Source organism: Pseudomonas sp. Marseille-P9899 (genome assembly GCF_903166565.1).
Taxonomy (GTDB): Bacteria; Pseudomonadota; Gammaproteobacteria; order Pseudomonadales; family Pseudomonadaceae; genus Aquipseudomonas; species Aquipseudomonas huaxiensis.
This window is the reverse complement of sequence record NZ_CAESCG010000001.1, coordinates 1914663-1928686: the sequence shown is the minus strand read 5'-3', so window position 1 is coordinate 1928686 and position 14024 is coordinate 1914663. Positions and strand designations below refer to the sequence as shown.

The 14024-nt window shown below is 63.1% G+C and carries 12 protein-coding genes; 4 read left to right on the top strand and 8 right to left on the bottom strand.

Annotated features, from left to right (window positions below; genetic code table 11):
• Positions 1 to 243: 243 nt before the first annotated feature.
• From HWV67_RS08210 to HWV67_RS08180, 7 genes are all read right to left on the bottom strand, one after another.
• Positions 244 to 2757, bottom strand: coding sequence for a TonB-dependent siderophore receptor (locus HWV67_RS08210; RefSeq protein ID WP_175650748.1), 2514 nt, complete (start codon positions 2755 to 2757; stop codon positions 244 to 246).
• Between the two features lie 75 nt (positions 2758 to 2832).
• Entirely contained in the window at positions 2833 to 3774 is a 942-nt protein-coding gene (locus tag HWV67_RS08205; RefSeq protein WP_175650747.1) for a FecR domain-containing protein, read from the bottom strand.
• Positions 3774 to 4319 carry a sigma-70 family RNA polymerase sigma factor gene (locus tag HWV67_RS08200; protein WP_371929288.1) on the bottom strand — a complete coding sequence of 182 codons (546 nt, stop codon included), beginning with the start codon at positions 4317 to 4319 and terminating at the stop codon, positions 3774 to 3776. Before HWV67_RS08200 ends, HWV67_RS08205 begins: the two co-directional genes overlap by 1 nt.
• A 71-nt stretch (positions 4320 to 4390) precedes the next feature.
• Complete coding sequence (locus tag HWV67_RS08195; protein ID WP_175650745.1) at positions 4391 to 5212, bottom strand: hypothetical protein; 822 nt, start codon at positions 5210 to 5212, stop codon at positions 4391 to 4393.
• 80 nt (positions 5213 to 5292) lie between these two features.
• On the bottom strand, positions 5293 to 6129 hold the full coding sequence (locus HWV67_RS08190; protein WP_175650744.1) for an SDR family oxidoreductase: 837 nt from the start codon (positions 6127 to 6129) through the stop codon (positions 5293 to 5295).
• Between the two features lie 7 nt (positions 6130 to 6136).
• On the bottom strand, positions 6137 to 6619 hold the full coding sequence (locus HWV67_RS08185) for a (R)-mandelonitrile lyase (RefSeq protein WP_175650743.1): 483 nt from the start codon (positions 6617 to 6619) through the stop codon (positions 6137 to 6139).
• Positions 6620 to 6770: 151 nt separating this feature from the next.
• Complete coding sequence (locus HWV67_RS08180; protein ID WP_175650742.1) at positions 6771 to 7451, bottom strand: phytanoyl-CoA dioxygenase family protein; 681 nt, start codon at positions 7449 to 7451, stop codon at positions 6771 to 6773.
• A 196-nt stretch (positions 7452 to 7647) separates the two neighbouring features.
• Between HWV67_RS08180 and HWV67_RS08175 the strand changes: the two genes are divergently transcribed.
• From HWV67_RS08175 to HWV67_RS08165, 3 genes are all read left to right on the top strand, one after another.
• Positions 7648 to 9399 carry a SulP family inorganic anion transporter gene (locus HWV67_RS08175; RefSeq protein WP_175650741.1) on the top strand — a complete coding sequence of 584 codons (1752 nt, stop codon included), beginning with the start codon at positions 7648 to 7650 and terminating at the stop codon, positions 9397 to 9399.
• A 123-nt stretch (positions 9400 to 9522) separates the two neighbouring features.
• Positions 9523 to 11727, top strand: a complete 2205-nt coding sequence (locus HWV67_RS08170) for an OsmC domain/YcaO domain-containing protein (RefSeq protein ID WP_175650740.1) — start codon at positions 9523 to 9525, stop codon at positions 11725 to 11727.
• A 176-nt stretch (positions 11728 to 11903) separates the two neighbouring features.
• Positions 11904 to 12713, top strand: coding sequence for a substrate-binding periplasmic protein (locus tag HWV67_RS08165; protein ID WP_175650739.1), 810 nt, complete (start codon positions 11904 to 11906; stop codon positions 12711 to 12713).
• Here HWV67_RS08165 and HWV67_RS08160 read toward each other — a convergent pair whose 3' ends face one another.
• Entirely contained in the window at positions 12714 to 13145 is a 432-nt protein-coding gene (locus tag HWV67_RS08160) for a hypothetical protein (protein WP_175650738.1), read from the bottom strand.
• Between the two features lie 191 nt (positions 13146 to 13336).
• On the opposite strand from HWV67_RS08160, the gene yfcF reads away from it, so the two are divergent.
• On the top strand, positions 13337 to 13969 hold the full coding sequence (gene yfcF, locus HWV67_RS08155) for a glutathione transferase (RefSeq protein WP_175650737.1): 633 nt from the start codon (positions 13337 to 13339) through the stop codon (positions 13967 to 13969).
• Positions 13970 to 14024: the final 55 nt, after the last annotated feature.

The following is a 14024-nucleotide window of genomic DNA, read 5'->3' as shown; positions in this document are numbered from 1 at the left end:
GCGGCCCCAAAACCATCCAGCACGAAGTGGCTGTCTATGCCCGGGATTCCTTTCAACTTTCAAGATGCTTGAATGTGAGATCCAGACCCGCCAGAAATAGGGTGTTGGATGGATTTAGGGCCGCTCTGCGGCCCTTCGCGGCTAACAGCCGCTCCCACCGGATTGCAAGTGGCTTAACGTTTGCGATTGGCTGCGAGATCTGTAAATGCCCATGCGGTCATATCACCAGAGAATCACTCAACCTCAAAAATCAGCCTTCAAAGTCACCGTGTAGTTACGCGGATCACCGTAGTGGTTGGCCGCGTACAGCCAGCCGATGGTGGAGTAGTACTTCTTGTCGAACAGGTTGTTACCGTTCAGGGCGACGCTGAAGTTCTTGTTGATCTGGTACGCAAGGCGGGCGTTCCAGATGGCGTAGCCGGCCTGTTCGATGTCTCCGACGCCGTCAGTACCACCGAAGTTGGAGTGGTAGTTCCGGCTCTGAATACTGGCGCCACTCCCGACGGTCCATTGGTTCAAATCATCCGGCAACGTGTAGTCAGCCCAGAACCGCAGCATATGGCGCGGGGTGTAGCTGTTGAAGGTCGCACCGGATGCGGAGGTGCCATCGCCCGGGTCGTTGAGGTACTCGGTGGTGGTGTAGGTATAACCCGCGAAGAGTTGCAGGCCGGCCAGCACTTCACCGCTGATTTCCGCATCGAAGCCTTCGGCGCGAACTTTGCCCCCGGACACGTAGCAGTTGTCTTCGCCGTTCTGCCCGCACACGGAGTTGTAGTCGTACTGGGCGCGGTTTTTCTGATCGACGCGGAACACCGCGAAGCTGGTGTTGACGCGGCCGTCGAACAGTTCGCCCTTCAAACCGATCTCGTAGTTGGAGCCTTCAAGCGGTTTCAGCGCGGCACTGTCTTCGCTCAGTTCCGTTTGTGGTTTGAAGATGTCGGCGTAGCTCACATAGGTCGACCACTGATCATTCAGCGCGTAGATCAGGCCGCCATACGGCGTGAACTCGCCGCTTTCCCTGGCATGGGCCGGCGTGGGTGAGGCGGTATTGAAGCGGTGCAGTTCGTAGTCGTATTTGTAGTTGCTGGCCCGTCCGCCCAGCACCAGGGTCAAGGGTTCTGTCAGCTTGTAGCGCACCACGCCATAAACGCCGTTCTGGCTGATCTTACCCCTGGACGTGCCGGCATAGGTGGTGCCGAGCAGTTGCTCCATGCTGGGTTTCTGTGGCGAAACCGGGTCGTAGAGGTTGATCGCGCCAAGGTTGAGCAAGCCGCCTTGCAGGTCATCGGTCTTCAGGTCGCTGGCGTTGGCGCCCACCACGACTTCGTGTTCAAGGTCGAAGGCGCGCCATTTGCCGGTGAGGTTGATGTCGGCGCCTTTGTTGACGTTTTCGAAGTCGTAGAGGTAGGCGCGTGAGCGCATGCCGTCGCCGGTTGCCGGGTCGACGGAGCCGCGGCCGAAGCTGTAGAGGATGTAGTTGGTTTCGCGGATGTAACTGCCGGAGGCTTTCAGGCGCCAGTCGTCGTTGAAGTCATGGGTGATGTCGGCGAAGTAGGTGGTCTGTTTGTTGTCCCACTTGTTCCAGTCGGCGCCGGTGAAGGTGGAACGCCCCGCGTTCACGGCACTGCCGTCCTTGTTGCGCGGCAGGCCGCTGAAGAACGGCACGGCATGCAGGTCTTCCACGCTCACCCCGGCGGCGAGGGTGGTGGCGTCGCTGAGGTCGTATTCGAGGATGCCGTAGAGAACGTTCTTGCGGCTTTCGGCCGTGTCGTAGAAGTAGTTCTGGTCTTCATGGGCGGCCACAAAGCGGCCGCGCAACGCACCGTCGGCGCTGAGCGGGGCGCTGGCGTCGAGGGTCTGGCGATAGGTGTCCCAAGAGCCGGCGCTGGCGGTCACGGAGAGCGCGGCCTCGGCTTTCGGGCGTTTGCGCACAAGGTTGATGGCCGCGCCGGGGTTGCCGCTGCCTTGCAACAGGCCGTTGGCGCCACGCAGGACTTCGACGCGGTCATACAGCAGGGTGTCGGAGGTGAAGCTGCTGCCGATGGCGTAGTAGCGGCGGTCGAGCGGGACGCCGTCGTACTGGATGGTTTCTACCTCGAAGCCGCGCGAGTAGATGTACTTGCCGCCGGACGGGCTCTGGAACGTGGTGACGCCAGTGGTTTTCTCCAGTACTTCATCCAGGGTGTCGAGGCGTTGGTCGTCCATGGCCTTGCGCGTCACCACGCTGACCGACTGCGGGATGTCTTTCAGGCGGTGGGCCGACTTGCCGATGGTGACCGCGCTGGACGTATAGCTACCGGAGTTCTCGGTGGTCGCATCGATCTGCCGACCGGTGATGCTCAACGGCTCCAGGTTCAAGGCCCCGGCCGGTGTGTTCAGCGGCGCAGGTTCCAGGCCATAGACGCCGTCCCCACGGCGTATGACCTGCAAACCGGTGCCGGCAAGCACCCGCAAGAATCCCTCTTCGATGCCGTAGCGTCCTTCCAGTCCCGGGCTGGACAGGCCGCGGGCCAATTCGGGGGTGTACTGCAAGGTGATCCCGCCTTCACTCGCGAACCGCGCCAGTACCTGAGCCAGGCTGCCGGAACCGATGCTGTAGGTTTGCGGCGCCTGAATCGGCGCCGCCCAGGCGCAGACACCCAGCCCCTGCAAGGCGAGTGTCAGGGCGCTCAAGGCCAGCATCCGCCTATAGCGGGGCGCGCAGGGTTTATCGAGGGTTGGCACGGTCGGGCTGACCGGGGTGGAAGCGTGAATCATGGATAAGGTGTCCCTATGTATGTGGCAGTGTCATATCTAAGGACTGATGAGCGGTGGGAAACGGGCCAAACATTTTCAACGGGCGGTGACGGTGACCCAATAGCGCGTCCGGTACTCGACATGCACCGGGAGCGTGGCGGGTAGCGCGGCCAGGATCTGGTCGGTCTTCTCAAGCTGGAACGCCCCGCTGATCGGCAGCCGCGCAACCTCTGGGGCGCACCGCAGCCAACCGTGGCGGTAACGTCCCAGCTCACTGAGGAACTCACTCAAGGGCATCTCTTCTGCGATCAACCGGCCACGGGTCCACAGGCTGTCCTGTTCGCGAGCCGCCGCTACCGCCCCCGACCCCTGACTATTGAAATCGATCTGCTGGCCCGCCTCGATGACCTGTTGCAGTCCATGGGCCGGCGTCACCCGCACCGCACCCTCGAACACGGTCAATTGCGTACTGTCGTCACGCTGGCGAACCAGGAAGCGCGTACCCAGCGCTTCCATCAGGCCCTCGTTGCTGGCGACACGTAATGGCCGATGGCGAACACTGTCGGCATCGGCTCCGCTGTCGACGAGGATTTCGCCGCGCAGCAGGCGGATCAGCCGTTGCTCCGGATCGAAGTTCACGTCCACGGCGCTGTTGGTGTTCAGGTCCAGAACGGTGCCGTCCGCCAGTTCCACCCGTCGGTGCTCGCCGACGGCGGTGGTGTGGGAAGCCGCTGGTACGACCTGTCGATAGCCCGCATAACCCAGCGGCGCGACGATGGCCAACACCAGCAGTTGCTTGAGCGTCTGCCGCCGCTCGCGGTTGAGCGCGCCCATGGCCAGGCGTTGTGGCAGCAGCCCCAATTGGGCTTGCACACGTTGTGCTTTCAGCCAGGCCCGTTCGTGCTCGGGGGCGGCGGCGCGCCAACGCGCGCAGGCGTCGCGCTCTGCGGGGCTGACCTGCTCGTCGAGCATCAACATGTACCACCGGGCAGCTTGCCGGGCCACTTCCGGGCTGATGCGTGAGCGGTTGGCGTGCATCAGAAATCGTCTTCGAACAGGATGCAGGCTTCCACCGCGCTGGCCATGTGGCGCTTGACCGTGCGCTCGCCGATGCCCAGGCGCTGGGCGACCTGCACGTAGGTCAGACCCTCCAGTTGAACCAGCAGAAACACCGAACGCACGATCGGTTTGAGGGTATCGAGCAGGGCATCCAGTTGCTGCAGGGTTTCCTGCAGCGAAAAACGTTCTTCTTCGGAAAGGTCGAAGGCCTCGGGCAGTTGCGCGAGCAATTCCAGGTAGGCACGTTCCAGCGATTGCCGACGAAAATGGTCATACACCAGACGCCGGCCCACGGTGGTCAGGTAGGCCCGGGGCCGTTGCAGGCTCAGGCTGGCGCCGGCCTTTTGTTGCGCCTGAAGAATCCGCAGGAAGGTGTCCTGTGCCAGATCGGCAGCCTGCGCCGAGCAGCCCAATCGACGGTACAACCACTGCTTGAGCCAGCCATTGTGCTCGGTGTAGACCTGACTCAGATCATCGTTGATCACGGGTAAACCCTCCGGTGCGATGGGCGCACCATAAATGATAACGATTATCAAATCAATTCGAGCTGCAAGGCGTGAAGCGACTCTCCTGCGGACCTTGAATCAGGCGCCTGCTAGGGGTGCAACGCCGAGTTCGCCATCAACGTGAACAGCCGCAGGTTCCTCGCCATCGGGTTCTCGATCGAGGCGGGGAAGGTCTGCAGCAGCATCGCGTTGTTGAAGCGGTCGAGGCTGGTGGTGGGCATGTATTTGCCCGTTTCCGGACGGTCGTTGGTGCGGAACCGCAGCGGTTCGTGGGCGTTGGGCAGGGTGTAGGTCAAGCGTTTGCTCGTACCTGCCTGGTCCATGACCAGCGTCCCGGTGGTCGCGTCGTAGCTGGCGTTACCCGCCTCGTGGGTCAGCAGGATCTTGTTGGTTTTCGGGTTGTACCAAAGCAGATGAACCTGCCCGCCGTGCAGGTAAACGAATTGCACGGCGTCGGTCTCGCGGTCCACGACGCCACGACTCAGGTACAGGCCGTCCACCGGGGTGAACAGTTCGATTTCCAGCAGGTCCGTTGCGGCGCCGGGTTCCTGGCCGAATTTAGCGTACAGGTCGCTCATGATGGCCTTGAGCGGCACCCACAGCGAAGTTTCCAGGGTCTCGGCATCCAGCTTGACGATGCCGTCATGGGCGGTGGACAGGTCGATCGAATACGTGAGGGATTCCCGTGGCGGAATCGACGAGCAGTTCTCGCGGTGCTCGACGATGTAATCGTCCGCGCCTTCGTAACCACCCTGCGCCCATGCCTGGGCGAGGGCCTTGGCCGAGGTTTCGTCCAGGCAGTTCATGATGCCTTCGACCTGTTCGATCGCGTCGATCGTTGTCACTTTGGCGGCTGCGGCGTTCATCGAGAGTGCTGCGAGCAGGCTCAGCAGCATCAGTTTTTGCTTCATTGCAGATGATTCCTGGAGGGACGACGGCTTGATATCGGCCAGGGGGCACTGGCCTTTAACAGGCGTCGGCAACAGCCGGATCAACCTGCCGCCAGATCGCCGTACCAGTAAGCCGCGGTGACGCCGCCATCCATGAGGAAATCGCTGCCGGTGATGAATGTCCCCTCAGGCCCCATCAGTAGCGCCGCTACAGCTGCCACTTCATCCGGTGTGCCGCCGCGCCCGGCGGCGCTGAGGGCGATCATGCGCCGGTAGCCTTCACCGCGCGGGCCGCTCAGTTCGTCCCGGGCCAGCGGGGTGAAGATGATGCCAGGGCTGATGGTGTTGACCCGCGCACCGCGTTTGCCCCAGCGCACGGCCTCGGCCATCACCCGCAGCGAGTTGCCGCGCTTGGAGAGCTGATAGGCGTGCAACGGATCGGTCAGCTTGTTGGCCTCCAGCATCGGCAGTGCCAGCAGTTCCTCGACTGGCGTGGTCGCCAGCGCCGTGTTCTGTTCAGGCGTCAGGGCGGGGAGGCGATGGCCGGATTGCGAGGCGATCACGATCCCCGTGCCGCCCTCGGCGATCACATCGCCGAACAGCTCCAGCACCAGCGCGGTGCCGTACAGGTCGACGCGCAGGATGGTTGCCACCGGTGCTTGCGACGGTGAAACGCCGGCGGCGTGAATCACGCCGGTAATCTCACCGAGGGCGCTCGCCAGTTGAACCAGGGCTTGCACCGACTCCCGTGAGGCCACATCGACCACGGCGGCGGTCACCTCGAATCCGCCATCGAGCAACACCCTGGCTGCGGCATCGGCGTTTTCCTGGCGCAGGTCGGCCAGCACCACGTGCCGGCCCGCGCTGACGCGGCGGGCAATCGCCAGACCGATGGAACCTGCGCCGATAACAACCGTGACGGTAGTGGGCTTTTTCATCGACACCTCAGTGCTCACGGCCGTGGCCGTAGTCTTCGTCGCTGACCTGTTCCATCCAGTCGACCACTTTGCCGTCGAGTACTTCGGCAATGGCGATGTGGGTCATGGCGGTGGTCGCGGTTGCGCCGTGCCAGTGCTTGACGTTCGGCGGGATCCACACGGTGTCGCCGGGTTTGATGGCGCGCACCGGTTGGCCCTGTTCCTGAACCAGGCCGGCGCCGCCGGTCACGATCAGGGTCTGGCCTAGAGGGTGGGTGTGCCAGGCGGTGCGAGCGCCGGGTTCGAAGGTCACGGTGGCGCCGCTGACCCGGGCGTTATGGGTGCCCTTGAACGGCGCGTCCACCCGGACGGTGCCGGTGAAGTAATCGGCGGGCCCCTTGGCCGAGGGTTGCGAGCCGTTGGGCGTGACGGTGAGTACGGGTTTTTCCTCGGCGGTGGCGTCGAGGGCGAGCAATGACAGCGATAACGCCGTGGCGGCGAGGCGTTTCATGACGATCCCCCTGGGCATCTGGATTGATGGGTGCGGTGGGCACGTCGTCAATCTATCAGCGGGGAATTGGCGTGATTAGCCGGAGGAATCAGATAGGAGTGATGAGGGTTGTTCATGAGTGGGGTGGGGCTCTTCAAACTGAGCGCCGATCTCACACCTCAAAAAATCCAAAATCCCCAGGCTCAAAACGCTCGCTGGTATCCATCGTGACGCTGCGCAGCGCCGCCGTTTCCTGGTGCATCGGGTACAACGGCTCGGCGAAATAGCCTATCAGCAGCGAGCGGCGATTGGCGCCACTCACATTCAGACTGGCTGCGTGCACCAGGTCGACATCGAACACCAGGATGTCCCCCGCGCTACCTGAAAGCTGAACGGCGCCGGACTCGTCATTGAAATCGAAGGGCGCTTGGTCCGGCGCCGGGCGGTGGCTGCCGGGGACGATACGGGTCGCGCCGTTGCCGGGGCCGTAATCGTCGAGATAGACCATCGCGTTCGCCGAGTCACCGGGGCGTTGGTGCGATAAATCCCGGTGCAGTTTCTGCTGACCACCTCCGCCGAGCGGTGCGCGGCCTTCGACCTGGGCGAGGAAGAACCGCTCGTCGATCAACTCACTCACCACCGCCAGCACCGCCGGCAGGCGGCACACCGCCTGAATCTGCGCGTCGCCATCCAGGTGCGAATGCTGCCAGCCAATGCCGCGTGGCACGGGCCACTGCTCCGAGGGTTTCACCCCGGCATCGAACACGCCACGCAGGTGCTCCAGCCAGTCGGCCGGGACCGCCTGGCGCAGCAGCAGATAGCCTTGGCGATGAAGTTGTTCGCGGTCAGTCATGGCGCTTTCGATTTCCTTTTCGGCACGGCGTGCGGGATAACGGCAGCCAGCCTAAAGCATCGGCTAATGGCCTGCCATTGATTGAGCGCAGCTTATTTACTCATCGGTTGCCTGAGGTCGGGTGACAGTCCGCTCGTTGCGGATTAGGCTCTTCAGCCCATTGTTTACCCCTCTCGCACGGAAGCTACGACACCCCATGGAACAACCATCGGCCCGGCAAGGGCAGCTACCCCGTACCCCCGCGTCCCTTCGCTCCGGCTGGCGGCGCTGGATGCCGGGGCTGGAGATGTTGCGCAATTACCCGCTGGCCTGGCTGCCGAAAGACCTGCTCGCCGGGCTCGTGCTGACCGCCATGCTGGTGCCGGTCGGTATCGCCTATGCCCAGGCTTCGGGGGTTCCGGGTATCTATGGCCTATACGCCACCATCATTCCGCTGCTGGTCTACGCGTTGTTCGGGCCCAGCCGCTTCCTGGTGCTCGGCCCCGATTCGGCGCTGGTGGCGATCATCCTGGCAGTAGTCTTGCCGCTGTCTGCGGGCGATCCCGCGCGCGCCATTACTCTGGCCAGCGCCATGGCGCTGGTGTCCGGCCTGGTGTGCGCCGCCGCGGGCTTGCTGCGGCTGGGCTTTATCACCGAGCTGCTGTCCAAGCCGATCCGCTACGGCTACATGAACGGCATCGCCTTCACCGTGCTGATCAGCCAGACCCCGAAACTCTTCGGCATCTCCCTCGACAGCGCCGGGCCGTTGCACGACATTCCCGGCCTGTTCCAGGCGCTGTTCGACGGCAAGGCCAACTGGCACGCCTTCGCCATCGGTGGCGGAAGCCTGGCGATCATCCTGCTGCTCAAGCGTTTCGAGCGGGTGCCGGGCATTCTGATCGCCGTGGTGCTTGCCACCTTGGCGGCATGGGGTTTTGCGCTAGAGGCCGAAGGGGTGCAGGTGGTCGGCTCGCTGCCTCAGGGACTTCCTGGGTTTTCCATCCCGCTAATCGGACTGAACGAACTGACCACCGTGTTGATTGGTGGCTTCGCCGTAGCGCTGGTGTCATTCGCCGACACCAGCGTGCTGTCGCGCACCTACGCCGCCCGGACCCGCTCGCCGGCCGACCCCAACCAGGAAATGATCGGCCTGGGCATGGCGAACCTCGCCACCAGCCTGTTCCAGGGCATTCCCGTCAGCAGCAGTTCATCGCGGACCCCGGTGGCCGAAGCCGCTGGCGCGCGCAGCCAGTTGACCGGCGTGTTCGGCGCCCTTGGCGTGGGCCTGTTGTTGCTGTTTGCGCCCGATCTGTTGCGCCATCTGCCAGTCAGCGCCCTGGCCGCGGTGGTTATCGCCGCCGCCATCGGCCTATTCGAGTTCCGCGACCTGCGGCGCATATACCGCATCCAACAATGGGAATTCTGGCTGTCGATCGTCTGTTTTATCGGCGTGGTGGTGCTGGGGGCCGTGCCCGGGATCGGCCTGGCGGTGGTGATCGCCGTGATCGAATTTCTCTGGGACGGCTGGCGCCCGCATTACGCCGTGCTGGGGCGGGTTGCCGGGATTCGTGGCTACCACGACATCAGCCGCTATCCCGATGCCCGCCTGGTGCCGGGCCTGGTGTTGTTCCGCTGGGATGCGCCGCTGTTCTTCGCCAATGCCGAACAGTTCCAGAGTTGCGTGCTACAAGCCATCGAACAGTCACCGACACAGGTCCGCCGGATCGTCATCGCTGCGGAGCCGGTCACCAGCGTGGATGTCACCTCGGCGGACATGTTGATCGAGCTTGAACAATACTTGCGTTCCGCAGGCATAGAGCTGCGTTTTGCCGAAATGAAGGATCCGGTGAAGGACAAGCTGCGGCGCCTGGAAGTGCTGGCGCGGATTGGCAGTGATGTGTTCCAGCCCACAGTCGGTGCGGCTGTGGATGTTTATCTGGAGGAGCATGGGGTGGACTGGACGCCTTAGCCGTTCCAGCGAAGAGGCCATCAAGCGCACCAAAGAGCAGCGATCCGACGATCCTCTCTGGCTTCCCGCGGAAAAAACCGGATACTGGCGACCATTTCGTTTAGCCCGTTCTGGTAATCCCGCATGGAAATCAAGGTCAACTTTCTCGACAACCTCCGACTCGAAGCCAAGTTCGATGACTTCACGGTGGTGGCCGACCAGCCCATCCGCTACAAGGGCGATGGCTCGGCCCCTGGACCGTTCGACTATTTCCTGGCGTCTTCGGCGCTGTGCGCGGCGTACTTCGTAAAGCTGTACTGCCAGACGCGGGACATCCCCACCGACAACATTCGCCTGTCGCAGAACAACATCGTCGACCCGGAAAACCGCTACAACCAGATCTTCAAGATCCAGGTCGAGCTGCCAGCGGACATTTCCGCCAAGGACCGCCAGGGCATTTTGCGCTCCATCGACCGCTGCACGGTGAAGAAGGTGGTGCAGACCGGCCCCGAGTTCATCATCGAGGAAGTCGACAACCTCGACGCCGATGCCCAGGCCCTGCTGATGCCGAGCGCCGCGGAGGGCAGCAGCACCTGCATCCTCGGCAAGGACCTGCCGCTGGAAGAAACCATCGCCAATATGTCGGCCATCCTCGCTGACCTCGGGATGAAGATCGAAATCGCCTCGTGGCGCAATATCGTGCCAAACGTCTGGTCGCTGCATATCCGCGACGCGCAATCGCCGATGTGCTTCACCAACGGCAAGGGCGCGACCAAAGAAGGCGCGCTGGCCTCGGCGCTGGGCGAGTTCATCGAGCGGCTGAACTGCAACTTCTTCTACAACGACCAGTTCTGGGGCGAAGACATCGCCAATGCCGAATTCGTCCATTACCCCAACGAGCGCTGGTTCCAGCCGGGCCGCAAGGACGCGCTGCCGAAGGAAATCCTCGACGACTACACCCGCGCGATCTACAACCCGGACGGCGAGTTGCTGGGCACCCACCTGTACGACACCAACTCCGGCAACATCGAGCGCGGCATCTGCTCGCTGCCGTTCGTGCGCCAGTCCGACGGCGAAGTGGTGTACTTCCCGTCGAACCTGATCGAAAACCTCTACCTGAGCAACGGCATGAGCGCCGGTAACACCCTGGCCGAAGCGCAGGTGCAGTGCCTGTCGGAAATCTTCGAGCGCGCCGTGAAACGGGAAATCCTCGAAGGCGAACTGGCCCTGCCGGATGTGCCGCAAGAGGTGCTGGCCAAGTACCCGGGCATCGTCGCCGGCATCCAGGGCCTGGAAGAGCAAGGCTTCCCGGTGCTGGTCAAGGACGCGTCGCTGGGCGGAGAATTCCCGGTGATGTGCGTGACCCTGATGAACCCGCGTACCGGCGGCGTGTTCGCCTCGTTCGGCGCGCACCCGAGCTTCGAAGTGGCTGTGGAACGCAGCCTGACCGAACTGCTCCAGGGCCGCAGCTTCGAGGGCCTCAACGACCTGCCGCAGCCGACGTTCGAAAGCCATGCGCTGATGGAACCGAACAACTTCGTCGAGCACTTCATCGACTCCAGCGGTGTGGTGTCGTGGCGCTTCTTCAGCGCCAAATCCGATTTCGAATTCGTCGAGTGGGACTTCTCCGGCCAGGGCGAAGACTCCAACGCCGACGAAGCCGCGACCCTGTTCGGCATCCTCGAAGGCATGGGCAAGGAAGCGTACATGGCCGTGTACGACGACCTCGGCGCCACCGCCTGCCGCATCCTGGTGCCGGGCTATTCGGAAATCTACCCGGTGGACGACCTGGTCTGGGACAACACCAACAAGGCGCTGTTCTTCCGCGAAGACATCCTCAACCTGCACCGCCTTGATGACGACGGGCTGGGGGCATTGCTGGACCGCCTGCTGGAATCCGAACTGGACGAGTACACCGAGATCAAGACGCTGATCGGCGTCGAGTTCGACGACAACACCGTCTGGGGCCAGTTGACCATTCTCGAGCTGAAGATCCTGATCCAGGTCGCGCTGCGCAAGTTCGACGACGCCAAGGAGCTGGTGGAAATGTTCCTGCAGTTCAACGACAACACCGTCGAGCGCGGGCTGTTCTACCAGGCGCTGAACGTGGTGCTGGAAGTGGAGCTGGACAACGAGCTGGAACTGGGCGACTACGAAGTCAATTTCCGCCGCATGTTCGGCAACGAGCGGATGGATGCGGTGATCGCCTCGGTCGAGGGCAGCCTGCGCTTCCACGGCCTGACGCCGACCAGCATGAAGCTGGAAGGTCTGGACCGGCACCTGCGTCTGATCGACAGTTACAAGAAACTGCACGCGGCACGGGCCAAGGCGGCGGGCCTGAAGGGCTAAGCCCTTCGCCGTGGTCAATTTTGCGGGCCACCCTCTGGCCCGCAAAAGGATGGTTCACCGAAACATTTGTTGCCATACGACAATCTATCGCCGATCCACACTGCTACTCTGGCATCTGGCCATATCTGGCCCAGACTGTGAAAACCGCCGAATTTCACCTGTGCCGAGGGTCGTGAATGATCGAGCGTCGTTACCGCCGCTCCTTGTGGCTGTCGCTGGTGCTGCTGCTGATGTCCGGGGCCACAATGGCCGCAGAGCAGTGCCAGCACCTCACTGCCACGGGTAATCCCGAATATCCCCCATATCTCTGGCGTGATCCCGACAATCCGGGACAACTGATCGGCGCCAATGCCGACCTGCTCAAGCAGGTAGCCAGCGAGCTGGGACTGGAAGTGGACGTCCGCTACACCGGTCCCTGGTCCCGCGCCCAGGAAGAGGCGCGCACCGGTCGTGTCGACCTGCTGGCCGGCTATTTCCTCACCGAAGTGCGCCAGCAAAGCATGGACTTCATCAAGCCCGCGTTCCTGTACACGCCGAGCGTGGTCTGGGTGCGTCAGGATGACGGCTTTGTCTATCGCACCTGGGAGGACCTCAAGGGGCGCAAGGGCGGGACGCTGGTCAGCAACAGCCATGGCCAGCAGTTCGATGACTACGCCCGGGACCAGCTCAACCTCGAAGCGGTGCCCGGCGCCAGCCAGGCCTTCCAGAAACTGCTGCTCAAGCGCAACGACTACGTGATCTACGAACAGTATCCCGGCATGGCGCTGAGCCGCACCCTGGGCATGGAAGACAAACTCAAGGTGCTCGCCCCGCCGGTTTCCAGCGAAGGGCTGTACCTGGCGCTGTCCCATGACTCGCCGTGCAACCGCCCGGAGCTGCGCGCGCGGCTGGCGCAGAAAATGCGCGAAGTCGTTGCCGGGCCGAAGCCGGAACAGTGGGTGACGGAGAATCTGGAGCGCTGGAAGAGCCAGCAGGAACCCCGCTAGTTAACCGATCTGTCCCCACACCTGCACCAGCCCCAGGGCATGCACCAGGCCGATGCCGGTGCAGAGGACCGAGCTGATAACGACGAAGCGCAGACTGCGGCCATCGTTGAGCAGCACGAACGGCCCCACCAACCCGCGAAACAGATAAACCAGGGTGATGACGCACAGCGCCGGCCGCAGCAGCGGCAGCGTGCCGATCACCCCCGCGCCGGACAGCGCGTAGGCCGCCCAACTGGCCAGGACCAAAGCGATGCCCAGGGTGACGATGGCCGGAAAGCGATAGCCTTTCTCGGCGGCGCGAACAAAGCGCTGCCCCGCGCCGGCCAGGCGGTAACCGGCGGGGCCGGCGATGATCACGCCCAAATGGAGCACGGCGGCGAGCAGGCTGAGGGCTGCGGCAATGATGAGGGGCAGGTTGTGTTCGACGTCCATTCGCGCTGTTCCTTGCTGGGTTTGAGCACCGCTGTCGTCGGTTTGAAACGCTGATAAACGCCATCGCGCCGAACAACGCGCGCACTGTACCGCCATTGCATTCCACCGAGGAATGCCCCCATGAATATCTTGAATTTTATTTTTCCCGGCGAACCCCCTAGCGTGAGCGCATCGCACAAGGAGTTCCTGTCATGTCCCGCTCGCCGCTACAGCTCTTCGTTGACGCCCGCTTCACCAGTCCTTACGCCATGTCCGCCTACGTGACGCTGCGGGAGAAGGGCCTTGAGTTCGAAACGGCGCTGGTCGATCTCGACTGGTCCGAGAACCTCTCGGACGACTACACACGCCTGTCGCTGACCCAGCGCGTACCGACGCTGATCGACGAAGGCTTCGCCCTGTCCGAGTCCTCGGCCATCACCGAGTACCTGGAAGAGCGCCATCCGCAGGTTGCGGTCTACCCGAAAGACACCGTGCAGCGGGCGAGGGCACGGCAGGTCCAGGCCTGGCTGCGCAGCGACCTGCTGCCGATCCGCCAGGAGCGTTCCACGCTGGTGGTGTTCTACGGCGTCAAGGCCGGGCCGCTGTCGGCGGAAGGCGTCGCGGCGGCGAAGAAACTGATCAACGCGGCGGAAACCTTGCTGGCGGGTGGGGCCGAGTACCTGTGCGGCGAGTGGTCGATCGCCGATGTCGAACTGGCGGTGATGCTCAACCGCCTGATCCTTAATGGCGACCCGGTGCCGGCTGGGCTGAAGGAGTACGCCGCGCGGCAGTGGCAGCGGCCGAGCGTGCAGGAGTGGGTGCAGAAAGTGCGTCCAGCGTTGTAATGCCGCAACGAGGCCGGCCGGGTTTGCCCACCCGGCCGGCCTTGTGCATCATCAC